Annotated in this window: 22 protein-coding genes and 1 tRNA gene; 4 read left to right on the top strand and 19 right to left on the bottom strand. The window is 45.6% G+C overall.

The genetic code is table 11. From position 1 onward, the window contains the following. Positions 1–175 precede the first annotated feature (175 nt). Together AB4Y93_RS26260 and AB4Y93_RS26255 are read right to left on the bottom strand one after the other, a co-directional pair. Entirely contained in the window at positions 176–2,005 is a 1,830-nt protein-coding gene (locus AB4Y93_RS26260) for an amidohydrolase (protein WP_441896460.1), read from the bottom strand. Between the two features lie 24 nt (positions 2,006–2,029). After that, entirely contained in the window at positions 2,030–2,218 is a 189-nt protein-coding gene (locus AB4Y93_RS26255) for a XapX domain-containing protein (RefSeq protein WP_441896458.1), read from the bottom strand. Between the two features lie 295 nt (positions 2,219–2,513). Between AB4Y93_RS26255 and AB4Y93_RS26250 the strand changes: the two genes are divergently transcribed. Both AB4Y93_RS26250 and AB4Y93_RS26245 read left to right on the top strand, forming a co-directional pair. Then, complete coding sequence (locus AB4Y93_RS26250; RefSeq protein ID WP_441896457.1) at positions 2,514–3,152, top strand: hydrolase; 639 nt, start codon at positions 2,514–2,516, stop codon at positions 3,150–3,152. A 73-nt stretch (positions 3,153–3,225) separates the two neighbouring features. After that, positions 3,226–4,065, top strand: a complete 840-nt coding sequence (locus tag AB4Y93_RS26245) for an alpha/beta fold hydrolase (protein WP_441896455.1) — start codon at positions 3,226–3,228, stop codon at positions 4,063–4,065. Between the two features lie 143 nt (positions 4,066–4,208). Here the strand turns inward: AB4Y93_RS26245 and AB4Y93_RS26240 are convergent, their stop codons facing one another. The 8 genes from AB4Y93_RS26240 to AB4Y93_RS26205 form a co-directional block, all read right to left on the bottom strand. After that, positions 4,209–5,765: a response regulator gene (locus tag AB4Y93_RS26240; RefSeq protein ID WP_441896453.1), complete on the bottom strand. Its 1,557-nt coding sequence runs from the start codon at positions 5,763–5,765 to the stop codon at positions 4,209–4,211. Between the two features lie 9 nt (positions 5,766–5,774). Continuing rightward, positions 5,775–7,505, bottom strand: a complete 1,731-nt coding sequence (locus AB4Y93_RS26235) for a sensor histidine kinase (RefSeq protein WP_441896451.1) — start codon at positions 7,503–7,505, stop codon at positions 5,775–5,777. Positions 7,506–7,699: 194 nt separating this feature from the next. After that, positions 7,700–9,370: an extracellular solute-binding protein gene (locus tag AB4Y93_RS26230; RefSeq protein ID WP_441896449.1), complete on the bottom strand. Its 1,671-nt coding sequence runs from the start codon at positions 9,368–9,370 to the stop codon at positions 7,700–7,702. 275 nt (positions 9,371–9,645) lie between these two features. Next, on the bottom strand, positions 9,646–10,506 hold the full coding sequence (locus AB4Y93_RS26225) for a LysR family transcriptional regulator (protein WP_441896447.1): 861 nt from the start codon (positions 10,504–10,506) through the stop codon (positions 9,646–9,648). Beyond that, positions 10,491–11,390, bottom strand: coding sequence for a LysR family transcriptional regulator (locus AB4Y93_RS26220; protein ID WP_441896445.1), 900 nt, complete (start codon positions 11,388–11,390; stop codon positions 10,491–10,493). The genes AB4Y93_RS26225 and AB4Y93_RS26220 overlap by 16 nt, the downstream gene beginning before the upstream one ends. 252 nt (positions 11,391–11,642) lie before the next feature. Next, entirely contained in the window at positions 11,643–12,041 is a 399-nt protein-coding gene (locus AB4Y93_RS26215; protein ID WP_441896443.1) for a DoxX family protein, read from the bottom strand. Positions 12,042–12,123: 82 nt separating this feature from the next. After that, positions 12,124–12,357 carry a DUF896 domain-containing protein gene (locus AB4Y93_RS26210; RefSeq protein ID WP_441896441.1) on the bottom strand — a complete coding sequence of 78 codons (234 nt, stop codon included), beginning with the start codon at positions 12,355–12,357 and terminating at the stop codon, positions 12,124–12,126. Between the two features lie 323 nt (positions 12,358–12,680). Continuing rightward, on the bottom strand, positions 12,681–13,799 hold the full coding sequence (locus AB4Y93_RS26205) for a GNAT family N-acetyltransferase (RefSeq protein ID WP_441896439.1): 1,119 nt from the start codon (positions 13,797–13,799) through the stop codon (positions 12,681–12,683). A gap of 365 nt (positions 13,800–14,164) precedes the next feature. Here AB4Y93_RS26205 and AB4Y93_RS26200 point away from each other — a divergent pair, with 365 nt between their 5' ends. Further along, positions 14,165–17,788: an S-layer homology domain-containing protein gene (locus tag AB4Y93_RS26200; protein ID WP_441896437.1), complete on the top strand. Its 3,624-nt coding sequence runs from the start codon at positions 14,165–14,167 to the stop codon at positions 17,786–17,788. Positions 17,789–18,424: 636 nt separating this feature from the next. On the opposite strand, the gene AB4Y93_RS26195 is transcribed toward AB4Y93_RS26200, so the two are convergent. The 5 genes from AB4Y93_RS26195 to nrdR all read right to left on the bottom strand — a co-directional run bounded on the left by AB4Y93_RS26195 (position 18,425) and on the right by nrdR (position 22,311). Further along, the gene (locus tag AB4Y93_RS26195) at positions 18,425–18,724 is read right to left on the bottom strand and encodes a hypothetical protein (RefSeq protein ID WP_441896435.1); all 300 of its coding nucleotides are present in this window, start codon (positions 18,722–18,724) and stop codon (positions 18,425–18,427) included. Positions 18,725–19,375: 651 nt separating this feature from the next. Further along, positions 19,376–19,451, bottom strand: a tRNA-Ala gene (locus tag AB4Y93_RS26190). A 64-nt stretch (positions 19,452–19,515) separates the two neighbouring features. Continuing rightward, the gene (locus AB4Y93_RS26185; RefSeq protein WP_441896433.1) at positions 19,516–21,261 is read right to left on the bottom strand and encodes an SGNH/GDSL hydrolase family protein; all 1,746 of its coding nucleotides are present in this window, start codon (positions 21,259–21,261) and stop codon (positions 19,516–19,518) included. A 99-nt stretch (positions 21,262–21,360) separates the two neighbouring features. Further along, positions 21,361–21,756, bottom strand: a complete 396-nt coding sequence (locus tag AB4Y93_RS26180; RefSeq protein ID WP_441896431.1) for a VOC family protein — start codon at positions 21,754–21,756, stop codon at positions 21,361–21,363. A gap of 75 nt (positions 21,757–21,831) precedes the next feature. Next, positions 21,832–22,311 (bottom strand): transcriptional regulator NrdR, encoded by a 480-nt coding sequence (nrdR, locus tag AB4Y93_RS26175; RefSeq protein WP_441896429.1) that lies wholly within the window; start codon positions 22,309–22,311, stop codon positions 21,832–21,834. 119 nt (positions 22,312–22,430) lie between these two features. On the opposite strand from nrdR, the gene AB4Y93_RS26170 reads away from it, so the two are divergent. Next, on the top strand, positions 22,431–22,646 hold the full coding sequence (locus AB4Y93_RS26170; RefSeq protein WP_441896427.1) for a small, acid-soluble spore protein, alpha/beta type: 216 nt from the start codon (positions 22,431–22,433) through the stop codon (positions 22,644–22,646). 82 nt (positions 22,647–22,728) lie between these two features. Here AB4Y93_RS26170 and AB4Y93_RS26165 read toward each other — a convergent pair whose 3' ends face one another. The 4 genes from AB4Y93_RS26165 to mutM form a co-directional block, all read right to left on the bottom strand. Further along, positions 22,729–23,295 carry a lytic transglycosylase domain-containing protein gene (locus AB4Y93_RS26165; RefSeq protein ID WP_441896485.1) on the bottom strand — a complete coding sequence of 189 codons (567 nt, stop codon included), beginning with the start codon at positions 23,293–23,295 and terminating at the stop codon, positions 22,729–22,731. Next, entirely contained in the window at positions 23,292–23,888 is a 597-nt protein-coding gene (gene coaE / locus AB4Y93_RS26160; protein WP_441896425.1) for a dephospho-CoA kinase, read from the bottom strand. The genes AB4Y93_RS26165 and coaE overlap by 4 nt, the downstream gene beginning before the upstream one ends. Before the next feature lie 25 nt (positions 23,889–23,913). Then, complete coding sequence (ytaF, locus tag AB4Y93_RS26155) at positions 23,914–24,615, bottom strand: sporulation membrane protein YtaF (protein WP_441896423.1); 702 nt, start codon at positions 24,613–24,615, stop codon at positions 23,914–23,916. 99 nt (positions 24,616–24,714) lie between these two features. Further along, positions 24,715–25,578 (bottom strand): DNA-formamidopyrimidine glycosylase, encoded by an 864-nt coding sequence (gene mutM, locus AB4Y93_RS26150; RefSeq protein ID WP_441896421.1) that lies wholly within the window; start codon positions 25,576–25,578, stop codon positions 24,715–24,717. Between the last annotated feature and the right edge of the window lie 162 nt (positions 25,579–25,740).

Here is a 25,740-nt window from a genome sequence, read left to right as displayed (position 1 = left end):
ACGGAAATAAAAACTAATGAAGCGGCCTCGGTCCTGAGTTACATTGGACTAAAGCCGCTTATTTTTCCTGTTTGCAATAGCTGTATTACTATTTCTATGCAAGAAAACGCTCCCCATACTGTAATAGGTTTCTTATTCCACCTGTTTACCGTATGGGGAGCGTTTAATTAAGCATTTAGAAGACGAAGCAGTCCAGGTCACAGAAACCGCTGCCATGATGGTGGTTACACTTATGATGAAGATGGACCTGATTAGGTGCATGGGCACCTGATCCGCCTCCATATTGCGGTTCCTTGTAGTAGCCTCCAAAGACATTATGCGGAGACCAGTCAGGACTGGCTTTCGGAGCTGGAGGCGACAAAGACTCAAACTCGCTGGTGCCGTAGACAATCTTGCCTCCTACAACCGTGAAGACCGATTCAATTTTTTTAATTGCTTCTTCGGGGACAAGTAAGAAATTATCGGAAAGAATCGAAAAATCAGCATAATGACCCTCTTTAATTTGCCCTTTGACATCTTCCTCTTTGGAAAACCATGCATTCCCCGCCGTATACATGCGAAGCGCTTCATGTCTCTCTACACGATTAGATTCAGGGTACAGGCTTAACCCGCCTAACGTCTTACCCGTTACTAACCAGTATAAGGCAACCCACGGATTATAACTGGCTACTCTTGTCGCATCTGTCCCTACCCCGACACGTAATCCATGCTGAAGCATTTTGGCTATCGGAGGAGCATTTTCCGCTGCTTTGGCCCCATATCTTTCGACGAAATACTCACCTTGAAAAGCCATTCGGCTTTGAACGGCAATCGAACCACCTAATTCCACAACCCGCTCCAAATCCTTCTCATGAATGGTTTCGGCATGATCTAGAATCCAGCGCAGGTCTTTGAAAGGCACTTCTTTATTCACGCGCTCAAATACATCGAGGAAGCGTGTAATTGACTCTCCATAGGTTGCATGAAGACGAAATGGCCAGCGTTGTTCAACGAGATGCTTAGAAACATCAAATAGTTCATCTTCAAGTACAGCAGGGAGTTCCGGACGAGGCTCTACAAAATCTTCAAAGTCAGCTGCACTATAAACAAGCATTTCACCGGCACCGTTATGACGATAATAGGAACTGCCCGTGTACGGCTGCGATGAAGCGGTCCATGCTTTAAAATCACTTAATTCATTCTTAGGATGCTGCGTGAATAAATTGTACGCCGTGCGAACTGTAATTTCCTCACGTTTATCAAGTTCGTCAAACACCTGATAATCATCGGGATAGTTCTGAAAGCCCCCACCGGCGTCAATAACGCTTGTGACTCCAAATCGATTCAATTCCCTCATAAATAGTCGAGTTGAGTTTATTTGGTCATCGTATGAAAGCTTTGGCCCTTTAGCTAAAGTCGCATACAAAATCGTAGCATTAGGCCTTGCGATGAGCATTCCTGTTGGATTACCTTTGCTATCCCTTTGGATTTCTCCGCCTGGCGGGTTCGGCGTATCTTTTGTATAGCCAATTACTCGCAAGGCAGCTTTGTTCAGAAAAGCTTGACGGTAAAGATTGAGAATAAAAACTGGTGTGTCTGGAGCAATTCGATTAATTTCATCTAGAGTTGGCATACGGCGTTCAATGAATTGGAACTCTGTCCAGCCGCCTACAACACGGACCCAGTGAGGAGCTGGAGTACGGTCAACCTGCTTTTTCAACATACGCAATGCATCCGCTACGGATGGTACTCCATCCCAACGAAGTTCAAGGTTATAGTTGAGACCACCTCGAATGAGATGAATATGAGAATCGTTCAAGCCCGGTATTAACATTCGTTTGTTTGCGTTCACAACCTGAGTGGATGATCCAACATATTTCATGATTTCGGCATCATCGCCCACAGCCAGGAATTGACCAGCCTTAATTGCAACTGCTGTTGCTGTTGGATTTGAATCGTCCATCGTTACTATACCGGCATTGTGAATGACCAAATTGGCTTCAACATCTATCGTTTTCTTAGACATGACTCCACTCTCCCTTTAGATTATTTATTTGTTGTTTAGCAATTGCTGTATCCAGGGTATCAATCGCTGGCCTAAAAACATACCTGCGAGACCAAGTAGTCCCAAAAAAGGCGGTGCTGGCGAAGGGATCTTAAGCGATTGAAAAATAACGCCAATTACAATACCTGCAGCAAGAGCCAGAACCATAGAACCCATAAAACCCGTAGAACCCATACTTATTTCTCCTTCCTCAATTCTTATTAGTGTTATGTTTTTACTAGATGCCTGCTGTTCTTAAGTCTAAGAGTCAACATTTTGACTAGCAATAAGGCTTTCTCTATATCAGTCATAGGATTTACTTATGGATATCATTTATAGAACTTTTGATATATATAGCTATTCCCTATGAAACATATAGAAAACTGAGAATTGTTTGCACGGTTACATTTCAATAGACTGAGTACATGCAGCAGGATTTCCAATTTATTGAACTGTTGTAATCATATCCGGAAAAGGTAGGGATCTTAGTATGTTTAACTCGAAAACAGATTTACTTACAGCTGATAACTCTGCAATTATTCTTGTAGACCACCAGCCTCAAATGCTCTTTGGTGTTCAAAGTGCTGACCGTCAAACCATCATTAACAATACGGTTGGATTGGCCAAAACAGCCAAAGTTTTCAATGCGCCTATCATTCTTACAACAGTAGCAGCGGAATCATTTTCAGGCCCGATTCATCCGCAAATTCAAGAGGTATTTCCAGAGCAGAAGCCAATTGACCGTACAACAATGAATTCTTGGGAAGATGATAATTTCTTAGCAGCAGTGAAGAAAACAGGCCGTAAAAAGCTGATCATGGCTGCACTTTGGACGGAAGTTTGTCTTGCTTTCCCTACAGTTTCAGCCATTAAAGATGGATATGAAGTATACATTGTAACGGACGCTTCAGGCGGGACTACCACGGAGGCACATGACATTGCCGTTCAACGCATGATACAAGCAGGAGCAATTCCTGTTACTTGGATGTCTGTTCTTCTTGAGTACCAACGCGATTGGGCAAATCAAGAAACGTATGATGCAGTTTTGGAGATTGCTATGCAACATGGTGGTGCCTATGGCGCGGGTCTTGTTTATGCGCAAGCGATGTTTGGCGGTCACGGGGGATAAACCTATTCCAAGGGAATAGCTTAAAGTGAGTGAACGATAGAGAGACGATTATCAGAGGAGTGAAGGATGAAGCATGGCTAAATTAACAGTTGGAACAGAAAACGGGCAACCTATTGAATTGTACTTTGAGGATCTTGGCGCAGGCAAACCAGTGATATTAATCCATGGCTGGCCACTAAGCGGGCGCTCGTGGGAGGGTCAAGTTCCAGCGCTCATCGAAGCAGGTTACCGCGTGATTACCTATGACCGCCGCGGGTTCGGACAATCCTCAAAGCCGTGGAACGGTTACGACTATGATACATTTGCGACGGATCTCCATAAACTTATTAAACATCTAGACCTTAAGGATGTAACACTGGTCGGATTTTCGATGGGTGGCGGAGAGGTTGCCCGTTACGTTGGCACATACGGAACAAGCCGCGTCAAAAAAGCCGTGCTCGCTGCAGCCGTTCCTCCGTTCTTTTATAAATCTGACGAGCATCCGGAAGGCGGTCTGGATGAGGCCACCATTCAGGGCTTCCAAGACGGTTTGAAGAAGGACCGTGTCGCCTTCCTTGACAGCTTCACTCACAATTTCTATAAAGCTGGGGATAGAACCGACCTGGTCAGCGAGTCCTTCCGTGCTTACAACCTTGATATCGCTTCTTATGCATCGCCAAAAGGGACGCTGGATTGTATTGATGCTTTCGGCCGAACAGATTTCCGTGATGATTTGGCGAAATTTGATATCCCATTACTTGTTATCCATGGCGATTCCGATGCGATCGTGTCGCTTGAGGTAAGCGGTCAACTTTCCCACGAAGCTGTTGCGGGCAGTCAACTCGTTGTCATTGAAGGTGGACCACATGGTTTAAACGCGACTCACCCTGAAGAATTCAATACCGCTTTAATTCATTTCCTGAATAATAAATAAATGAATAGTCACGGAGTTATCCGTTCCTTCATATAGAGCGCCTTCGAGGCTTTTCGAGAGGATTATAGAGGAAAGTTAATAAATATGTGAAGACCCATAAGAATGACACCTTAAAAAGGCGCTCTCTTATGGGTCATTTTTTGTTAGGTTTCAAACAGCCTTCGCTGGCTACGGAATTCCAGCGCTGTCATGCCTTCAGTATCCTTGAATATTCTCGTAAAATGCTTCACGTTTTCAAATCCAACCTGCTCACTAATTTCGTACACCTTCAAATTGGAGTGCACCAGCAGCTCCTTCGCCTTTTCCAGCCTTAATCGGCGAACATAGTTCGAGAAATTCTCACCGCTATATTCTTGGAAGGCATGACTGAAGTACGAGTAATTAAGTGAGAAATGGTTGGACACAACCGCCATGTTCAAATCGTCGGCATAATGCGTCTGCAAGTAGTTGAGCACTTTTTGCATCGTATTTTGTTCCGTCGGAACTTGCTCTCTCCGATCTTGGATGAACCTATCCAGATTATCGAGAAGCTGCTCGACGGCTATGTAGAAATCTTCAAATCGATCAAAGTTTCCGATATGACCAACACAGGCGTGCGTCTTTAATAGGCCAAGTATCTTATGCCCATAGATGCGGAATAACGTGTCGAACAGCTCCTCGTTGAGCAGCTGGCTTATACGTTCCAGATAACCGATCTCGCTGCTTCTAATAATGCGAATATCGAGGATTTGAGCGAGAAGTTGTTTGATTTCATCGCCGCGTCCCATTCCCATGAGATTCAATATTCTTTGAATGGACTCAACAGGAACTTCATGACGCTCATTGCGCTCATTAATGCTGGTGTAGTCCAACACATCGAGTTCTGGAAGAACAATACTATATCTCAAGGTTTGCTTCGCTTGGCTGTATGCCCACCTTATCTGCTCTATCCCTTGAACAGCTTTGCTAATCGCGATTCGCAGCTGCGACTCATATACACTGACCCTCCACCGTTCCGATAACTGGTAGAACATAACCGGATCGCGTACAATCATAATCGTTCCGCCTTCTCCATCACGCGTGAGCATCCAATCCGTATGCTCTTGTAACAACTCAGCGATTTGATTCCTGAAAAAAGCAACATCCGCACTGCTAGGCTCTAATCCTCCACCGCGCCGTGTAAGAAAGCCCAGCGTATATCTATCATCCAACAGGCTAAAGCCGGCCTGCTTCAGCTTATTCTGTGTTACCGCATCACCAATATCCTTCTGGGTCAAATGCTGAGTAATTAGCTCGGCAGCAACAAAGCTGGCATCTTCAGCTGCCGTATCTGCTCGCTCTTCTCTCGTCCTTATGTCATGTAACATTCGCTCCAGGACGGCAAATAGCTCCTCTCGTATCACAGGCTTCACGAGATAATCCTTCACGGCAAAGCGAATTGCTTTCTGCGCATATACAAACTGATTATAGCCAGACAGCAGCACAATCTCGGGCCTTACGGAATGCTCTTGCAGTTGCTCCAGTAGTTCGATCCCATCCATAATTGGCATTCGGATATCTGTGAACATTATATCTGCAGGCTCCTGGCTAAGCAGCTCCAGTGCCTCTTGTCCATTCTCTGCAAATCGGTAGTTAAACAGATTAGGAAACTGCCTCTCAATTACCGATTCCAAGCCCCTTCGAATGATCTTCTCGTCGTCGACAATCAGCAAGCTAATCATAAATGTCTTCTAATCTCCCTCCATGACCCGATACGGTAAAGTCATGATTATACGTGTATAGCTTCCTTCCTGACTCTCAATCTGAATCCCATATTCTGTCCCATAGCTCATCACTAAGCGTTGGTCCACATTACGCAGACCGATCCCATTGCTGTCCTGATTATGCTTGCGAACGAATAATTGCCGGACATCCTGGTAAGCGGAGTCTTCCATTCGCAGCATTCGATTCAATAAGACAAGTTTCTCTTCCGGTATGCCGCAGCCACTATCCGTAATCTCTATGACACATGCGTGATCACGCCGGACGGCAGAGATCGTAATGACAAGATTTCCGTCGCTGGAATGCATGCGGCTCATCCCATGTTTAATTGCATTCTCGACTGCAGGCTGAAGTGACATTTTGAGCGATTCCTGCTTAAGGCATTCCGATTCAATCGACAACCGTAGATCAAGTCTTCCATCATAACGGATATTCATAACGGATACATAATTCTTGACTTGCTGAATTTCATCGCTGAGCATCACGTGTTCCCGCTTCCATTCCATCGAGTACCGCATCATACCGCCTAACGAGGTCATTATATCTGAAATTTGATACTGCCCTTCAATCTCCGCCAGCATTTTGACGTTCTCTAGCGTATTGTAGAGGAAATGGGAATCTATTTGGTTCTTTAGCGCCCGAAGCTCGGCTTCTTTGCCTGCCGCTTGCCTAGTTGCCTGTTCTTGAATGAGCTCATTAATCTTCAGTATGAGCCTACTGTAATGCAAGCCCAGCTCTCCTACCTCATCGGTACCGGTAATCGGCGGCAGCTCGACGTTGAAGTTACCGCTTCTCACCTGTTGTATCGATTCTCTTAACACCTTAAGCCTGCGTAAAATCATAGCCTGCATCGAGTAAGACAGCAGTACGAGAAAGGCCACTAATAACGAAATGAGCACAATATAACGAACTCTCGAATGGTTAATGCCTTCCTTCGTGTCCGCAAGACTAACCATATTGACCAGATGTACGTCGATAGATGGAATGTAGCTTTGAAATGCCAAGTAGGAATGTCCGTTAACCTTTAGCAGTACCGTCTCGTATTCTGGATTATTTGTCAGCTTCACGTTGTTCATCAATTCCTCCGCGCTGTGTTGCTCGAACACAGGCGAAGCCTTCAAGCTAAAAACTTGTCCGCTCCTTGCTACTACAATCAGCTGGGAGTTCATGTCCTGCACACTACTGAACGTTTGAGAGAAAAAGTCCGACAGTTTCATTGATATCTCTAAAATTCCGTTATGTGTTCTGTTGTCAGGATATTTGAATTCCTGCAAGTAAGTCATGAAGGGCTCATTGGGCGATTGCTCGGATGGCACACCGGTGAGGCCTACGCTCTCCTGTATCTCCCACCAGGGCAAACCGCTCTGCTTCATCACAGCATCATGCCAAGGCTTGTCCTGAATACGAGATTCCTGCAGGATGACTGGCCAAATCTCATTGACATAAAGATTGTCCGTAAACAACCGGACATTCGTAATTCGTGGATTATTGAACAGAAAATATTGAAAGCTGTTAACCACATCTTTCTTAATGTAAAGAACACGCGCTGCATCCTGAATTTGTTCAATTTGCAGATAATTGTTCATTTCCCGATTGGATAACGCAAGTTGACCAGTCCATCCCATCAGCTCAATGTTATTCTCAATGTTTATCTTCTCAACCGCCAGCACATTCTCGCTATTCTTCGTTAATTCTTTCATTGCCTTGGCGGACTCTTCATTAAGCGTATACCAGGAAAATAGAACAAGCGGTATAAAGATAACGAACACAAATGACAGAATCAATTTGACTTGAAGCGAAAGTTTAAATGTAAATGCACGTATACCCAATAACCAACGCCTTATTGCTGCGAATCCCATCCCCTGTCTCACATCCTGCTGCGTCCTCTATAGAACTATTGATTGAGCGACAACTTCAGCTTCTGAACATTTCTTTCATAAGTTGCTTGGCGGCTAGCTGCAATAGCTTCATACTCAGGCTCCTTGGTAATGGTGTTCATAAATTCAGCGAACAGCTTATCGAATTCAGAATCTGATCCCGACATCAGCAGCTTCGGCAGCGTCTCTGCCCAGAGCCGTGTGTTTTTTCCTTCCGCAATACCTTCCTTCGTCGTCGGATCCGGGTCGAGATTTTCAAACTCGCTCATACTGATCGTCTTGCCCTTCGTCCAATCTCTAATTTGTTTGGCTGGCTCAGCATCCATACCTTCCATCCAAGCTAGATTCAAGTTCGTATCCATAAGCATCCAGTACAAATAAGAACCGCCATATTTGCTATCGAACGCTTGGCGATCGGTATTGAGCAGATGCCTGACTTCCGGCAGCAACTGGTCTTTGCCGTCAATCGTATCGTAGGTGACACCCTTCTCTCCTAAGAACAGATCTTTGTTTCCTTCTTCGCTGAGCAAATAGCTGAGAAAGGCAATTGCTCTCTTCTTATCCTTGACGTTCTTCGAGATAAGCGTCACCGTCCAACCGGAAACACCATTTCCTCCAAGTGTTGGTGCATCATGTGCATCATTTGCAGGGCCATCAATCGCGATATACACCTTATTCGGATCCTTTTGATACAAATTCTGATTAATTTCAGTAAAATCAGACCACTGATACAGCATGGCAAAATAGCGACCTTGTGATATTTTCTCATCCTTTTCCAGTCGTTTTTCATCAATATAGACATCCGTCGGTATCAGCCCGTCCTCATTCGCTTGGCGGAATACCTTTAGCCATTTTAGATAGGTTGGATCACTTCGACGATCGTATAGTTTGCCGTTTTTCTGCTGTGGAATAGCTAGGAAGTTCTGAAGATACTCCTCCAGTGAATAGTTGCCTGTTTCCGTAAATTCGTGCATGCCAATCGGAATGAGCGGCTTGCCGTCTACTTCCGGAAACTGCTTCTTCGCTGCTCTTAGAGCGCCAAGAAACCCTTCGGGCGTGCTCATATCCGGCTTTCCGAGTGCTTCATACATGTCTTTCCGAACAAGAAAGGTTTGATTAGACGTAAAAAGCTCACCATATTTTTGATAATCCGCAGGAGAAGAAGAGGCGTTCGGATAGCTATACACATTGCCATCAGCCTGTGTATACCAACTAAGCTTCGCAGGGTCAGCGACTTTAAAGAAATAAGGATCATACTCATCCGCTAGTTCATTTAGTGGAAGCACCATATCTCCATTAATCATCTTCAGCGCGGAATCCTCGTACGAGCCTAGCGTGATAAAATCAGGGAGCGACCTTGCGGCCATCATCGTGTTGAGCTTCTCGCCGGCGTCACCAGCAGGCACGATAAAGTTCAAGCTGACGCCCGTCTTCTTCGTTATATAATCGGAAACGACGTTTCCTCCCCACTTGCTTGTGAACCAATCGAAATTGATATACCAGTCAAACGTAATTGGTGTCGTGTCCAGCTTCCAGGCAGGCTCATCCGGAGAAGGCTTCGTTTGAGAAGCATCTGCCTCCTTAGGCTTGCCATTGCTCGATGTACCAGTGTTCCCAGAACAAGCCGCTAACGTCCAACACATCATCAGTGCTAGTAATAGCATTGCTAATTTACGCATTTTATACATTCATAATTCCCCTTCGATTGCGATCGTCGAACTTAAATTCCTATTATTGTAATATATTCTACAAAAAAAGGATTACGCTGTTTAGAAGCCTCAATATACTTTTTGCTAGTATAAATATAAAGCTTCTGGCAAGTAAAGGGAAGACAACAGCTTACATTTTAGGTATGGCAACTAGATTTACAGTTTCCCTACGCTGCGAACTCAAATAGGCGAGCACGACAAGGAAATATCCCTTCGTCTTGGCTCGCTTTCATTAGGTGTGATGTTCCTTTTTATTATTCGAGAAAAAAATGGATACATTTCTGAACAGAAGGATTATTGTCATGATACTTTTTAAAAACAAGCTTGATCTCACGAATTGGTGCTGGATTCACGAGACGAATCATTTTCAATTGCTGACCGGAAAAACTTTCAATTAAAGAAGCAGATAAGATAGCTACCCCCATCTTTTGCAGTACCATAGAAAGAAGAATTGCCGTGGAAGTTGACTCAAACTTTGATTGTAAGGATTTAGCGATTTTATCGCTGAATGTATGAAGGTGCTCGATTAAGCTTATATCCCCAACAAATAAGGAAGATTCTAAATCTTCCAGCTCTTGAAAAGAAACAACGGTTCGATCTGCCCATGGATGATCCGCATAAACGACCAATGCTTGTTCTTCTTTATACAGGTGCATCGAATGAATTTCTTTGTTTGGAGTATATTTGTCAGTAATGCCAATATCGATACTACTATTCAATAATTGTTGTGATGTATTTTCTACACTGGAAAATTTTAATGTAATGTCAGGATACTGTTCATGGAACTTCAAAAAGCGGGGTATGAAAGAAAAAAAATCCATGGGCGAAATGCCTATCGAAAGTCTATTTACCCGGGAATAACGTAACTCGTAAGTTTCTTTTTTTGATTCTTCAATGAGCCTCATCACTGAAAGAGCTTTTTCATAAAGTATTTCCCCGTCAGCTGTAATCTTTACCCCTCTACCAACTCTCTCAAACAAAGGGCTTCCCACTTCTACCTCTAGAAAGCGGATCTGTTGACTTAAAGAAGGTTGAGACATCAATAAAACCTCTGCAGCCTTAGTAAAACTTCCTTCTTTGCAAATTTGAATGAAACATTCTAATTGCCTGAACATGAAAGACTCACCTCAACATCACTTACATATGATTCCATCTCTTGAATGAATATTCGTGACGTTAAACTCGTAGTAACGGAATTAAGATGTAAAAGAGATATATCCCAGCAAGGAATATGGCCTTCTAATTTGACAATACGCAACGAATCGTCCCTTAGACTTTCCAGCGAGGATGCTGGTATAAGAGCAGCTCCAAGTCCTTGACGAACCCAATGAATCAATACTGAAGTAGAGGACGTTTCTATTGTCGATTTCAAGTTAAATCCACAAGAAAAACAATATATATCAATTAATGATTTGTTTTTTTCTAGGAACATGATTGATTTCATTTGCTTCAAAGATCGAAAAGGAATCAATGATTTATCGGCCAGAGGATGTTCTGAGTGAATTAATAGCACCATTTCTTGTCTATACAAATGAGTCGAAATGACCGAAGGTTCAGAAATCGGATATGCAGTAATTCCAATGTCTACCTCATGTTTCAATACTTTATTCTCCACATCCTCTGCATCGATAATTTTCAATAAAATATTCGGGTATTTTTGATGAAATCTTATGAAGTAAGGAGCAAGATATTCAAGCTCAGCAGGACAACACCCAATAGAGATAGTTTCTCTAGATTTATTGTTTCGGCCATTTATTTCGTTACGTGCCTCCTCAAGAAGATTCATAATAGCGTTGCCCTTATTTAAGAGAATTTCACCTGCTTCCGTTACTTCAACTCCTCTACTCACCCGATTGAACAATTGAATATTATACTCATCTTCCAAAACCCGAATCTGCTGACTTAGTGTGGGCTGAGTCACACCTAATTCTTCTTTGGCTTTGGTCAAACTTCCTGATTGACAAACATGAATAAAATATTCAAGCTGGCGTAATTCCAAAGTGTATCCCCCTTAGTTAATCCAGATTAGAAGCTCAGTATTTACATCTTTCTGAACCATTGACTATTCCTCCTGAAGTATCGTATTAATGGTTGTAATCATTATATAAAAGAAACCGTTAAGTAATATATCCGCTAGATTTGAGGTGAGGGTTTCTAGATTTTAGGGTTGGTGTGTAGGGGGGATAGCAAATAAAACAAGGAGCAGCTGCCGTAGCAAGCTGCTCCTTGTTAATTCCGCCCTACTTTTAGATTAGAACAACAGTCCATCCAGTGAGTAAGCTCCTGCTCCTGTCAGCGCAACACCGATAGCTACAGCCACGAGAACCAGCGGATATTCATACCCATTTGCCGTTGCCCACAGGCCGTTAGGTCTATGCACTTTAACTACAGCGCCTGCCATGGTGATTACAATCATCACTCCTGCCGCTATCGTGAACAGTCCCGTGGTGAACAATGCCCCACCCAGCAGTTCCAATACTCCAGCAAATACAGCCATAACAACACCATGACGAATGCCAACTGACTCCATCCAGCCTCCTGTCCCTTTTGGACCATATCCCCCGAACAAGCCGAACAGTTTCTGTGCTCCATGACCAACAAACAACAATCCTACAACTACCCGAACAATAAGAAGTCCCAAATCCATCATTTCATTCATCTCCCAAATTTTTATAGTGTTAATCTAAATTTACCTAGCGAATCTGCCCTCTCAGACTATTGAGATAATCCCTCTAGCGGTCATCCCTTAGCATAATCACTTTATCAGCTGCCAGCTTCGCCGGAGTTACGTCCTCGCCATTGTCATCGATTACCGAGACACCCAGAAGCATATCGTGAACTTGACCGCGAATCTGCTGCAAATACTCAGTACGAAGCTCTGTCTGTTCTTTTTTCTCCTGCTCGTTTAGTCCTTCAGCATGCTGTTTTCTGCTCAATTCGTTAATACGTCCGAGAATAGCAATCATAATCTGCACCTCATTCCAAAATTTTTGTCTTTAATTTAATAATCTTCAAATTAAGATATAAGAGATAATAAAACTTCCCTCTATAATACGATACTCAATTCCCAATGCATTTCGCATTTCACAATCCATTCGATATGCGATCCATCGTATGATTTTGAGGGTTCGTTTCATTTATCTTTAAATTAAATATCTTGAATTAAAGATAACTCATATTCGTAATGTTGTCAACAGGTAAAATAAAAGAAGGGGCAGCAATAAAAATGATAGCTGTCCCTTCTTTTAAACATTTTTAACGAGATCCGATTCCTTAATGATTCCAAGTATTAAAAGCAATCGACTAAATACCAAAAGATCGGGAGTGGAAACCAATCTTTTGGAGCAGCTACGTCCATATATCGGCCAAAAGGCGTAAGAATCAGCTTCTGTGCTTCCATTTTATCAAGAACAACAGCCTCTGGCCAAGCCTCCCGCTCGACATGTACACCTGATTGATCGACTCGGATGGTAACCGGCTGATCATCCATAATAGCTGAAAAAACGCCTGGAGAAAGTCCAATTGTATGGAATTTCAGTGTTAAATAAGCTTCTAGTACATTCGCAAAATCAAATATATTATACATATTGGATGCTTCTGTTTTATAATTTTCCGCAAAAACACTAAGCACCGCATTGCTTTCCATCTCATATTCCGGTAGTGAAATTCTCACTTGATCTATTGCATATGTATCAAAATAAGCTTTCATTATTTTTCGAATATCTTCCGCGCTTGTTACCGACAGTTCACTTATTACTGTACCACTATGATCCTTGACCAAATACCCAATAAGGGTATCCTCGCATACTATGCCAATAGGAGCTTGTCCAAAGGAGGCGAAAATCTTCTGGATAAGACGTGGTTCCCGCGGAATGTAAGCAAGACGCGACGTGTTTATTGTGCTGGCAAATGCTTCAGCATTCTCAAGTTCAAATAACGGCAAGAATGAGATCCCCCTGCTATCTATGTTCTCCATTACGTGCCTGACATTTGCTCTGGTAATCGTATACTCACACTTGATTCCGCCAGCCGTATAGCCGAAATACTCATATCTCTGCCGCTGACCACTCAAAATACTGATATCAGAAGTCCCTCTCATTTCATCCAGCCAGCGCGTCATCAAAACCTTCATATGTCCTTCTCCCCGAGCCCGCGGATGAACAGCAACTCCTCCTAGGAATTTTGCGCGGAGCTCATGAGTGCCCACATGCAAAGCTTGGGGCAGCAACGCTATTTGCGATACCAGTTTGCCTTCCTTATTCTCGGCAACCATAGTTATCTCATAAGATTGATCATTCTCATGGTATACCTTAGGGAGTATTTTTTCAAAATCGATACCAAATGCATAGTTTGCTAAATCAACAATCTCATCTCGTTCTTCTGGTTTGCCCATTCTATATTGAGTCATTTAATAATCATTCCTTCCACTTCGTTCAGAAATTGGTTTTACTTCTTATCTATCAATATGATAAAAGCTAAAGCGTTTTCAGACAAGTGTACAACGACAAAAACTTCTATACATACATGAATGCTTCTCCTCGCTCTGCGTACAATAAGCCACTTTAACATCAGCATTTATTTGAATTGATTATGATTATTGTTAAAGATTTCTCGAAGCAATCGCTTCCATGAATTCTATATTTTGACAGGTTGTAAACCTGATAAATATACCACATCATATAGTTGGGCGTTTGTCAAATTGACAATGTGTCCGAATACGATGCGGGTAAGCCTTGGGCGCACCGGATCGAAAAATAAGGAGGATTTTCATTTATGTCAAAACGATTTGGCAGAATGCTCGCGTTCCTCTGTTGCTTGGTAATGGTGGCGTCGCTAATGACTGTCAGCTTTGCCGCCGCCTCTGGCAACATCAAGTACGCAGAAGCACTTGATGGCGACCTCAGTTCTACAACTCTTACAAGCTTGCAGTCGAATGAAACGCCGACCGCCATTTTCGGAACTCCCGAGCTCGGGTCAGACGACCCACTGTGGGCCAAGACAATGGAGCATCTCATCAACAAAAGCACTGTGCCCGGCGACCCCAGACCCCATGCCACGGGCACGGCCAGAATCCTGTGGGACCACGACTACCTGTATGCCCGCGTAGTTGTGATGGACAGCAATCTATATAAGGGGGCCGGCGGAGATTACCAGTACGATAGCCTGGAGTTTTATGTCGGCAACGGATCCGGAGGCTCAAACCAATGGCGTGTCAGCGCGACGGGCGTGTTTTCAGGGCAGTCCGCTCCTGGCAGAGCTGCGTGGACCCAGATCACGGATACAGGATATATCGTGGAGATGAGAATACCCAAAGGAACCTTGACCTTACAGGAAGGCAAGCTTACCTTTGAGGTCTATATCAATAACTCGACGGACAAGGGCGGTGATCGCTATGAAGTCGTTTCCTCTTTCGGAGTTCCGGACGCGGGTTATTCCAGCGATGCTTCATTTAGAGACAGCCTGCAGCTCTCTTCAGCTAATGAAGTGGACACCAGATTCTCAATCACCGCCACGGCGGGATCGGGCGGTACAATAACGCCGAACCCACCCGGCGATGTTCTGAGACTAGCTAAGGACTCAAGCAAACAATTTACGTTTACCCCCAATCACGGCAAAATTGTGGATACCGTAACGGTAGACGGCAATGCCGTGACTCTATCTGCTGCTGGCACTTATACCTTTCTAAATGTTGCGGCTGACCATACCATTCACGTGACATTCAAAAACGATCCGGATGCGAAGCAGCTTCCCTTTATCGTATGGAATGACAACTTTGCCCGTGGCGAATACACGACGGCTGTTATCATTGACTTAGGCGATGGGAAGGCGGCGTTAAGCTCCGATCTTAATCCGAGCTTGTTTACCGTCTCGGCTAGGAACACGACCCTCAGCGGCGACTCGGTGACCTTTGAAGGGACGCGCAAGATCACAAGGGTATACGCCAACAACGAACCAAAGGTACGCGGCTATTTGGGGACGGTAAGCCATTCACCGGATTATCAGGAAGGACTGGCAAGCGGCCGTTACATCGTAGTTGAGTTTGAGTTTTATTCAGAGAGCGGCGGCAATATAACGCTGGATGGCAACAGTAACTCGACCAAGCAGGTTTACAACATCGTCCAGAACGACAAGATCGCACTGACAGATGGGAATTCGCTTCGCAACGTGGTTTTTGAACAGGACAAAGTTGTGAATCCGATCCTTGACAAGTTTACAACACCTACGGGCGATTCGGTCAATCGCGCGCTCTACCTTCACAAGGATGAAAACGGTAAAGTGGTGCAACGATTGCCGCTGTATGTCTATACTCACGGCAGGTCACGCGGCGGCACAAACGCAGAAACAGACCAAACAGCGGCCATGAAATCCGCCAACGGCTCGGTCGCTCTAATGAAAAAAATGGAGGAATATCCCGAGAAATACGCCAGCCATATACTGAATATTTCCTATAATGGCACATCTACTCCCTCTACAGCTAATGTTAAGAAGGTTATAGACGACCTGGTTGCCAGCGGCGTAGTAGACCCTAACCGTATTTACGTGGCGGGTTTCTCGTGGGGCGGCCTGTATACGAACAGCTTAGTTAACGACTACCCCGGCTTCTTCGCGGCCGCTGCGCCTATGTCTCCGGTAAACGGATCACCGAACGCGAGCACCAACGACGCTCACGCCAAACTGGCCTATTGGATGTTTATCAATGCGAATAACGTTGGAATATACCAGACTAACCTCGCTACCTTTATAAACACCAATATGCCGAAAATGACCAACGCGAGAGCTTCCCGCTTTGAGAGCAATGAGGCTCTTACATGGCCCTACAATCAATTTGATCAACCGAGTCAGAGGCCGAATCCGGACAACACACCTGCCCTGCCTGATTATATAGCGCACGAGGTTGAAGCTGCGGTTCTTTACAACCAGATAACGATGGGGACTTGGAGCATAGCTCCCACGGCGCAGTCCTCTAACTTGCCGGCTTGGAAAAATGACTACACCGACGTCTTCGATTGGATGTTCGCGCAGAGAAAAACGGACGGGCCCGGTGCTCCGGGCGGCTTCAAGGCAACGGCGGGCGACGGTCAAGTCACATTGAGCTGGACTGCTCCGGCTGACGACGGTGGCAGCGCGATATCGAGTTACAAGGTCTGGTACGGCAGCGAGACGCTAGTCACACTGGGTGCGGTGGAGACCAAATATACCTTCACTGGCCTGACAAACGACCAAGGCTACACCTTCAAGATCGTTGCGGTAAATGCGAAGGGCGAAGGCGCGGAGATCAGTGCAACGGCTACGCCGACGAAGCCGACAACTCCCACTGTGCCCAATCCTTCTGGTGGCAACAGCGGAAATACGGGCACCGGGACAGACGCGGGATCGAAGTCGAACTACACTGTGAATACACCTAAGGATAAGCCCGCGGTCACAGACAAAAACGGCAACACCACCCTTCCCGGCGGCGGCGAGATTGCGACCAAGGGTGGGACGAAGATTAAGGTACCCGAAGGCACTACCATAGATTCAAACGATAAGGCGACCATTCCGGCGGGCAAGAGCGCCAAAGTGACACTACCCGGCAGCAACAGCACAGTGACCATTCCGGGCGGCTCGACGATAGCGGGCGATGGTACGGTCACAGTGGGCGGTGGAGACGCGCATGTGAACCTGCCGAACGGCAACCAGGTTGATATCCACGGCGGCTCGAAGATACAGAGCGGCGGCGCGGTTGTGGTAGGACCGGGCGGTGCGAATGTCGGCTTAGACAACGGCATGTCGCTGAACATCCATGAGGGTACGGGGCTTGTGATTGATGACGACACCCCGTTGGGCTTCCTCGTGATGTCGGGCAATCCTTTCAGGGATGTCAACATGGACGACTGGTTCTACAGCTACGTAAAATTCGCCTACACATACGGTCTTTTCAACGGCACGACGTCCACGACGTTCTCACCGGGCTCCTCAATGACGCGCGCGATGTTCGTGCAGGTACTGGCCAATCTTGAGAACGTAAACCGCTCCGGCTACACAAGTTCCCGCTTTAGCGACGTGACGGACGGACAGTGGTACACGGCGGCAGTCGAGTGGGCGGCCGAAACCGGCATAGTCAACGGTATAAACGCAGACCTGTTTGATCCCAATTCACCGATGACGCGCGAGCAGATGCTGGTGATACTATACAACTACATGAAGTACAAGGGCTATGAGATACCTGAAAGCCAATCTAAGTCCTTCGCGGACGAGAGTGAGATCAGCTCATGGGCGTTGGAGGCCGTTGAGGCGCTGCGGGGCATCGGCATTGTATTAGGCAAGCCGGACAATCTCTTTGACCCCAAAGCCACCGGCACCCGCGCCGAAGTAGCCACTATCTTTGTAAGGTTCGTCGAATATCTGGCTAAGTAAAAGCGTAAACAGAATGCGGACCCTTCCAGCTGGACAATATCCAACCGGAAGGGTCTCCTTCTATTTTACAAAGAAAATCTCCGGTCTGATGCTGCTAAACACACGACAGTAGCATAGGGCTTTGGTCTATGCCTGCTCCATTCCTTGTCTTACTATAGTTTCCCGATAGCTTAAGATCGTTTATGTTTTATCCCTTATTTCACGAAGAATAGTTTCAATTTTAACAGTTACATTATTATTAGGCTTAATTTCATTTGGAATAGTTCATCTTATCCATAAATTCTGAATAAGTGTTGCTGTTTTAAACTAACTTAAGAACTTTGGCTCAATACAGACAGTACGGCATCTCAATACGATGAGTTGCCGTTTTCTCAACTAAATCTTTCTTTTAATTGCTCTTTCGGATTTATCTTCAGAATAGAAATTGCCTCTTTGTTGTTCCCCTGTAGTCCAGGCACCAAATACGTAAACCTCCCTTTAGCATAATAAAACAGGGAGCAGCTGCCACGGCAATCTGCTCCCATAATCGTTCAACTAATGTTCCCAGTTAGTTTAACTATCCGAGACGGCAATCGTCCGAGATGGCAGCCAATCCAGCATAGTCTCAATTATCCTTCTTGATTCTTCGGTCCCGTCTCATCCGTTTCTTTCCGTCATAGTTCTAACAACATATGGCTGAAATACTTTTTGAAGTCTCCAATTCGTAATGAATGCTGATGAAGTAACGATGACCCCAAGATTCTTTCGCCCTCTTAACTTCCCAATTACTTGAATTTCTTCATATCCATCTCCCCATAAAGCTGAAAAACAGTAGACCTTTGTATTAGGAGTGAATTTCTTGGTCCCTCTTCTAATGGTTTTGTTTTCTCCAAAAAAACGCTTTTCAATTATGTTTCCTACAAGACACCAAATATAAGGAAGTTCTAACTCAGACATTCAAAAACCTCCTCTTAGGAGTAACAGCTACCTCAATACTTAATTATACAGCTATTGGAAGTATCCTCCCCGTTAGCTTAATAACTCGGATATTATAGGCCACGGTTATGTATAGAAGTTCTTGTCTTGAGCTCACTACAAGAACTTCTATACAAAAAAATTAAAAAGCCGCCGATTATGCGACTTCCGTTGTATTTATGTTCTTGTCGTCCGACAAAGGGGGATTCGACTTCGCATAGCTCATCTTCTCATCATGGGATGTCCGAATCTACTATTTAATGGCTGACGATGTTTACTCGAAGAGGACATATAGAGGTAGATTCAGACGCCGTGCTCCTGCATTTGAAGTGAAATATTCGAAGCTGTTTCATCCATTCCGTCCGCGCGGACTGAACCCGGGTTCGCCCCCTTGGCTCTGCTGTCTCCTCATCTTGGGATGTCCGAATCTTTTATTTGAATGGCTGACGAAGCTTACTCGAAGAGGACTTTAAGAGGTAGATTCAGACGCCGTGCTCCTCCATTAGAAGTATCCCTTCGAAGACTTTTCACTCCATTACATCCGCGCGGACTGAACCCCGGGGTTCGCCCCCTTTTGGGCTCCACCATATTAAACAGAAAACCACGTCAGATGACGTGGTTTGTTTGTTTATTTGGTGGAGCCAAGGGGGATCGAACCCCTGACCTCTTGCATGCCATGCAAGCGCTCTCCCAGCTGAGCTATGGCCCCGGACAAGCAAAATGATAGCACAGTCATTTCCAAATTGTCAATCCTTTTACTAGACTCTATAACCTTACTTTACATATCCAAATCCGAGGATCGTAAACCTCTTATCCTCATGGCCGGACGCCATCTTAATCTCCACCGTATGCTCCTTGGATTCTTGCTCGTTAAACAATATAACAGCATTGCAATGAGTCCAGTTGATGATATGAGGATCTGCTGCTTTCATATGCTGCCCGTCAACCAAAATTTCCGCACTTCCAAAGTCCTGACTGCCAGAATCTTTGAACACCAGGATAAGTCGCTTGCTGTGAATCGTCAGCTTGAAGCTGCCATCTCCAGCTACAGCCGTATGCATCCAGTTATGTGGAAACTGCGGCGTGCCAAATGGATCGAGATCCATTTCCACCATATGCAGATCAGTGTCCGTCTCAATAAAGCTCCCCGCTTCAATCACAGCATCAATGTCTTCGCTATTACTCTTATCCAACAAGCGTATCTCCACAAAATCATTCCCGATAACCGGCAGCTTATCAATCAAAATATCTGCGCCATCGGCTTCAGAACGATCCGTTTCTTCAAGCAAGTAACCAAGACAATCCGACATCACGGTATGGCCCGCATTCGTCGGGTGATAGATATCGTAGAAGAACTGCCTTTTCGAAATGATATTACCCTCAGCCTTCGATAACCGGAACTGCTCCACCACCGCATCTTTCACACTAACCATCGGCAGCTCATAATGCCAGCCTACAGGCGATAGCCGATCTTGAAGATTCCAGTCATTCTGGAATACGCTGAACAACAAGATAACGGCTGGAGCATTTGCTTTATTTAGTGCCTTCAGCACCAAACTCTCATAGCAATTCCCTCTAGTTTCGTCACCTGCATCATTCACGGCAAATTCGATAATTACGATATCCGGCTCTACGGTACCATTTCGAAGAACATCCCTGTCATAACGAACAATGCCAAGCTCAGAAGGCGTACCGCCAACTCCGGCTTTGATCAGATGTATATGGTCAGCATCAGGATAGCCGAACAGCTGCTTAAACCGCTCATAAGCTTGGTAAGCGTAACAGGTATTATGAATCGGCTTAGCTCCGGCACCTTGCGTAATGGAGCCTCCGATGAAGGCAATCGTTACATCCTCGCCTCTTTTTGCTTTTTCAATTGCTGCTTTCAGTCTATAATTATTGCCTTTGCTCACTAATGACTTAGCGATCATCCCGTGATAAGCCTCAGATCCGAATTCAACAGGTGATTCTGGCGTAATCTCCGGAACTTCAAACCCATCATTCAGGTACAAAATAATGCTCGCCGTCGCAAGCGCACCTGCCTGCTCAAATTCAAAAGTAAATTTTCCAGGTATATCATCATCCGATGACCACTCATACTCATCCAGGACCAATAAAGTTTCCGAACCATCTGCCACACAAGGAATTCTGATCCTGGTGCCTGACTCGTATTTGTTTGTTTTCCCCCAGTTTTCGAGGCTAAAGTAGATCTCCGTGCCTTGATTCTCGTCATGCGCCTTCACAGAAACTCCAATACTATGTACCAGCTTACGGATCCCGCTGCAGCTAGCCAGGTGTGCGAGTATCTCCTCATCCTCGACCCCGCCTGTAAATTTAGCTTTATCACTCAGCCGTCCTTCCAGGTAAATCTCCTGCGAGAACTTCCCGTCTTGGCGGGCACTTGCTTCTATAATGGATTCGAACATAATGAAAAATCCGCTTCGTTTCTGGGTCGGATCTTTAGGAGCCGATGGGCCTCTATGATTATCAGCTGTTACTTCTGTCGTTTTATTATCCATCTGAAGATATCACCTTTTCTTGTTTGACGTATCTCCATTGATTATATAGAACGATCCGGTCCGGCCGCATGTTAGAGATTAAAGGCTTTATATAAGAAATTAAGTGATTTTCACCATATAATTCGATATCTCGACCAGATTCTGATCCGGATCGCGTATATACACAGATACAATCTTGCCTACAGCTCCAGTTCGGGCAACTGGCCCTTCCTCCACCTGCACATCGCAAGCTGCCAGATGCCGGAGAAGCTCCTCCATCGGCGTCTTCGTAATTAGACAGAAATCAGCCGAACCAGTCTGGGGCTTCCTTGCCTTCGGCTCGAATTCTTTGCCCGCCTCGTGCAGATTAAATTTCTGTTGGCCGAACAGCAAAGCCTTACGATTATCGCCGAACACAACAACTTCCATATTCAACACCTTCTCATAAAAGGCAGCCGTCTTCACGATACTTGCTACGGTTAACACAAGATGATCTAATGCTTCAATTTTCAGCATACAGTCACTCCCACACTATTTTTATTGAAGCAAAAATAGCCCTTCCCGGCTTAAGGGAAGGGCTATCTCGTACAGCTACAAGCCGCCTGGATTGTTAATCGGATGCTTGGACAACAGACTGTTCAGCTCTTTCATGAACATATCGATATCCTTGAACTGTCTGTATACGGATGCGAACCGCACATAAGCAACTTCGTCAACTGGAAACAGCTGGCTCATTACAATCTCACCTATATCTCGGCTGTCTACTTCTGCAAGTGCAGTCGTACGAAGCTCCTTCTCCACTTCCGAGACGATAACTTCAAGACGTTCAACAGATACCGGACGCTTCTCGCAAGCCCGGATGAGTCCGCGGAGAATTTTATCACGGCTGAATTCTTCCCGGCTGCCGCCTTTCTTAATGACGATAAGCGGGGTTTCCTCAATCATCTCGAAGGTCGTGAACCTTCTGCTGCATTTCTCACATTCACGACGTCTGCGAATGGATTTGTTCTCATTGGCTGGCCTTGAATCGAGTACTTTTGTACCCGCGTAATCGCAATAAGGGCATTTCATCTATTTCACTCCTTCCGAATCCTGCTTTTATGGTTATAAAAAATTTACCAATCGTTACCTGAATGAAGTTGCGAATTCCGCACATAATACATTTACCAACCGCAAGGAGGTGAACATCAATGAGCTCGAACAACAACAGCAGCACACTACTGGTACCGCAAGCTACTGCAGCACTAGACCAAATGAAATATGAGGTCGCTCAAGAGCTGGGTATTACGTTGTCGCAAGACGGTTACTATGGCAACCTGCTTACAAAAGACGCAGGCTACATCGGGGGTAACATTACTCGCCGTTTGGTGCAAATTGCCGAACAATCTCTTGCAGGTCGTCAATAATCATTTCATCAGTCATGTATAACAGATGCTTTGGCTGTTCCGTCCTGAAGCGGCGGACGGCCAAGGCTTCTTCTTGTCTAGGTCAGAGAATCGGATAAAGATCTTTGTACTTATTATAATAATAAATAACCCGTTGTACATAGTGGCGAGTTTCTCCATATGGAATTTGATCCGCTGTCTCCAGCTTCCCGTCCCATTTTCCGGAATCAAGCCATTTTCTCACATTACCAGGACCCGCATTATAGGCTGCGATGACAGCAACCGTATTTTGATCAAATTGCTTATGCAAGGACTGCAAATACCATGCTCCAACTTCGATACTGACATCCGGTCGATTCTGCAGCATGTCTTCTGTTACATTCTTGAAATCCGCCTTCTGAAAAATCCAATCCGCCGTATCGGGCATAATCTGCATGAGGCCAAGTGCCCCTTTTTTCGAAACCTGCCCGGTCGAATAATTTGTTTCTGTTCGAATAATCGCCGCGATCAGATGCGGATCAACACCATAATTAGAGGCGCTGGCACGTATGTCTTCCTTGAACTCGATTGGATACATCATACGGGCAAGCCAATTAGAATTCAGGAATAACACACCAATGAGGCCGATGAGCAGAATAAGCAGCACTCTTTTTCGAATTAACCATCTCATGGCAAATCCTGACTTTTCCAAAACTCGTCCACCTGACGTTTAGTCTCTTCAAGTGAACTACTGTTATTAATCACCCAGTCCGCACGGCTTCTCTTCTGCTCAATATCCAACTGAAGTCCGATTCGGCGTAGTGCTTCTTCCTGTGCCAATCCGTTCCGCTCCATCAGCCGTGTAAGCTGAAGCTGCTGCGGAACATAGACGACCATAATGCCTTCATACAACTCTTCCTGACCCGTCTCATACAATAAAGGGATGTCTGCTACAACAAGCTGTCTCGGGTCCTGTTCCTCATATTGCCTGATCTGCTGCTGCATGCGATTTCGTATCGCAGGGTGCAGAATGCTCTCAAGCTGCATGAGCCGCTGACGATTGTTGAACACGATCTCGCCAAGCGCTTTCCTATTGAGCGTTCCGTCTGTATGTATAACAGCTTGTCCGAATGTAGAGGCGACCGCCTCTAAAGCCGGTTCGCCGGGCATAACAACCTCTCTCGCAACCTGATCGGCATCGACCAGCAATGCGCCCCGTTCTACCAACATGGCAGCAACGGTGCTCTTGCCGGTAGCGATCCCGCCGGTTAAACCGATCTTCATTAGCTTTCACCCCGTTCTAATCATCCTATAACAGCTTTAATATCCCAATTACAATCAATAAAATACCCGGAAGCACCGATATCGCCTGCATGCCTTTCCAGTTCGAGAAACGGAAGCCAAACCGTATCCCGCCAAGAAGAAACAAGGCACTCGCTACGGCAATCATAATAGGGGTTAACAAAGGTGATAATCCGACCATCGCAGCCCCGATACCTGCACCAAAAGCATCAAATGACAAGGCAACACCGAGCATAAGCGCTTCAGTCGCAGAGATCGTCCCCGACTTATCAACATCGGCAGCCTGCGGAGTCCGCAATATTTGTATAACCAATCCTAAGCGCTTCAATTCAACAATGACAACAAGCACCGGATGCGAACGATCAACCAAGGTTGATGGCTCAGTTCCTGATTCCTGCTCGGCATCCGCCTCACCGTCACCAGCTCCAGTTTCCCGGCCGCTCCGTCTAAGCTGCAGGAGCGCCCATGTCCCAATGCCTACAAGAACCACAGATCCAATTAACTTAGCGACAAAAGGAGATAAATATCCCGTAATCCATGAACCAACGAGCATCGACAGAAAAATAACCATACCAGAGCAAATCGCAATGATGACAATCGACAAGAGCGGAATTCGTATTCGCCGCAATCCGTATGTCACGCCTACTCCGAAGCCATCCACACTGACAGCAAAAGCAAGCACCAGCAAAGAAGCAAAATGCGCGAACAACCCGCAGCCCTCCCCCGCATATCAGATGTCTCAATCATCTAGACATCCGCCTATTGTTCGTAACAACAACAGCATATGCGGGGAATCCGCTACGGTGCATTAATCCTTCCGAACGTTCCTTTTACGGGTCTTCGCTAATGGCTGGCAGCTCGCGCATGTATGCGTTCCTCTGCCGCCTACGACGGTTTTGTCAAGCAAGCGGCCGCATTTGGTGCAAGGCTCGTTCTTCCTGCCATACACAAGCAATTGGTGCTGGAACATACCCATTTCCCCTTGCCCGTTCACGTATGATTTCACCGAAGAGCCGCCTGCAGCAACTGCCTTGGCCAGCGTCGAAATAATCGCTTCATGAAGAAGATCCCATTCTGCCTTCTTCAAGGAATCAGCCGCGCGCTCCGGATGAATACCTGCGAGAAACAGTGCCTCATCCACATAAATATTGCCAAGCCCTACCACATATTCCTGATTCAGCAGAAGCGGCTTGATCAGACCGGTTTTTTTACCAAGCATGCCTCTTAATGCATCCACTGTAAAAGCTTCATTATCAAGCGGCTCCAGCCCAAGCTTATTGAGCGGCTTTAGTTCAAATTCCGTGCCTGGCTCAAACAAATGCATCGTGCCAAACTGACGTACATCCTTATATCTTAAGTCCGTTCCGTCTTCAAAATGAAACAGGACATGTGTATGAAGCTCTACCTGCTCATCGCTAGGGAACACACCGTAACGCCCTTCCATCCGCAGATGGGAGACAAGCACGAGATCATCTAATATAATTCGCAAAAACTTCCCTCGCCGCTCAACGGTTTGGATTGTCCGACCTTCAAGCGCAGCAGCGAACGCTTCTGGCTCAGCCGGTCGTTGTATGATGCGGGGAAGCTTAACCGTCACCGATGTTATCTTTTTACCGGCAACAAGTTCAATTAACGTTCTTCTTACGGTTTCTACCTCTGGCAATTCAGGCATCTCTATTCACCTCAACAACCATTATACCTGATTCGTACAGGCTTCGGCGTGGGATACTTTTGTCAATCCCACGGCTTAGCGGAACTTTCGCTGTTGCGGGGACATTATCCCCGCAGCAGACAGGCGAAACTTCGCTTAGTCGGGATAGTTTTGTCAATCCCG

It is taken from the genome of Paenibacillus sp. YAF4_2 (assembly GCF_052113225.1).
GTDB lineage: Bacteria > Bacillota > Bacilli > Paenibacillales > Paenibacillaceae > Pristimantibacillus.
The sequence above is the reverse complement of the archived record's forward strand: the minus strand, read 5'-3'. Positions and strand labels throughout refer to the sequence as shown.

What these genes read in the sequence shown, in the direction of transcription:
- coaE (WP_441896425.1), bottom strand. Translation starts at nt 23,888, where the DNA reads ATGAAGATCGGTTTAACCGGCGGGATCGCTACCGGCAAGAGCACCGTT.
- nrdR (WP_441896429.1), bottom strand. Translation starts at nt 22,311, where the DNA reads ATGAAATGCCCTTATTGCGATTACGCGGGTACAAAAGTACTCGATTCA.
- AB4Y93_RS26215 (WP_441896443.1), bottom strand. Translation starts at nt 12,041, where the DNA reads ATGATGGATTTGGGACTTCTTATTGTTCGGGTAGTTGTAGGATTGTTG.
- AB4Y93_RS26260 (WP_441896460.1), bottom strand. Translation starts at nt 2,005, where the DNA reads ATGTCTAAGAAAACGATAGATGTTGAAGCCAATTTGGTCATTCACAAT.
- AB4Y93_RS26210 (WP_441896441.1), bottom strand. Translation starts at nt 12,357, where the DNA reads ATGATTGCTATTCTCGGACGTATTAACGAATTGAGCAGAAAACAGCAT.
- AB4Y93_RS26170 (WP_441896427.1), top strand. Translation starts at nt 22,431, where the DNA reads ATGAGCTCGAACAACAACAGCAGCACACTACTGGTACCGCAAGCTACT.
- AB4Y93_RS26235 (WP_441896451.1), bottom strand. Translation starts at nt 7,505, where the DNA reads ATGAAAGAATTAACGAAGAATAGCGAGAATGTGCTGGCGGTTGAGAAG.
- AB4Y93_RS26225 (WP_441896447.1), bottom strand. Translation starts at nt 10,506, where the DNA reads ATGTTCAGGCAATTAGAATGTTTCATTCAAATTTGCAAAGAAGGAAGT.
- mutM (WP_441896421.1), bottom strand. Translation starts at nt 25,578, where the DNA reads ATGCCTGAATTGCCAGAGGTAGAAACCGTAAGAAGAACGTTAATTGAA.
- AB4Y93_RS26255 (WP_441896458.1), bottom strand. Translation starts at nt 2,218, where the DNA reads ATGGGTTCTACGGGTTTTATGGGTTCTATGGTTCTGGCTCTTGCTGCA.
- AB4Y93_RS26230 (WP_441896449.1), bottom strand. Translation starts at nt 9,370, where the DNA reads ATGTATAAAATGCGTAAATTAGCAATGCTATTACTAGCACTGATGATG.
- AB4Y93_RS26245 (WP_441896455.1), top strand. Translation starts at nt 3,226, where the DNA reads ATGGCTAAATTAACAGTTGGAACAGAAAACGGGCAACCTATTGAATTG.
- AB4Y93_RS26240 (WP_441896453.1), bottom strand. Translation starts at nt 5,765, where the DNA reads ATGATTAGCTTGCTGATTGTCGACGACGAGAAGATCATTCGAAGGGGC.
- AB4Y93_RS26165 (WP_441896485.1), bottom strand. Translation starts at nt 23,295, where the DNA reads ATGAGATGGTTAATTCGAAAAAGAGTGCTGCTTATTCTGCTCATCGGC.
- AB4Y93_RS26250 (WP_441896457.1), top strand. Translation starts at nt 2,514, where the DNA reads ATGTTTAACTCGAAAACAGATTTACTTACAGCTGATAACTCTGCAATT.
- AB4Y93_RS26205 (WP_441896439.1), bottom strand. Translation starts at nt 13,799, where the DNA reads ATGACTCAATATAGAATGGGCAAACCAGAAGAACGAGATGAGATTGTT.
- AB4Y93_RS26180 (WP_441896431.1), bottom strand. Translation starts at nt 21,756, where the DNA reads ATGCTGAAAATTGAAGCATTAGATCATCTTGTGTTAACCGTAGCAAGT.
- AB4Y93_RS26185 (WP_441896433.1), bottom strand. Translation starts at nt 21,261, where the DNA reads ATGGATAATAAAACGACAGAAGTAACAGCTGATAATCATAGAGGCCCA.
- AB4Y93_RS26200 (WP_441896437.1), top strand. Translation starts at nt 14,165, where the DNA reads ATGTCAAAACGATTTGGCAGAATGCTCGCGTTCCTCTGTTGCTTGGTA.
- AB4Y93_RS26195 (WP_441896435.1), bottom strand. Translation starts at nt 18,724, where the DNA reads ATGTCTGAGTTAGAACTTCCTTATATTTGGTGTCTTGTAGGAAACATA.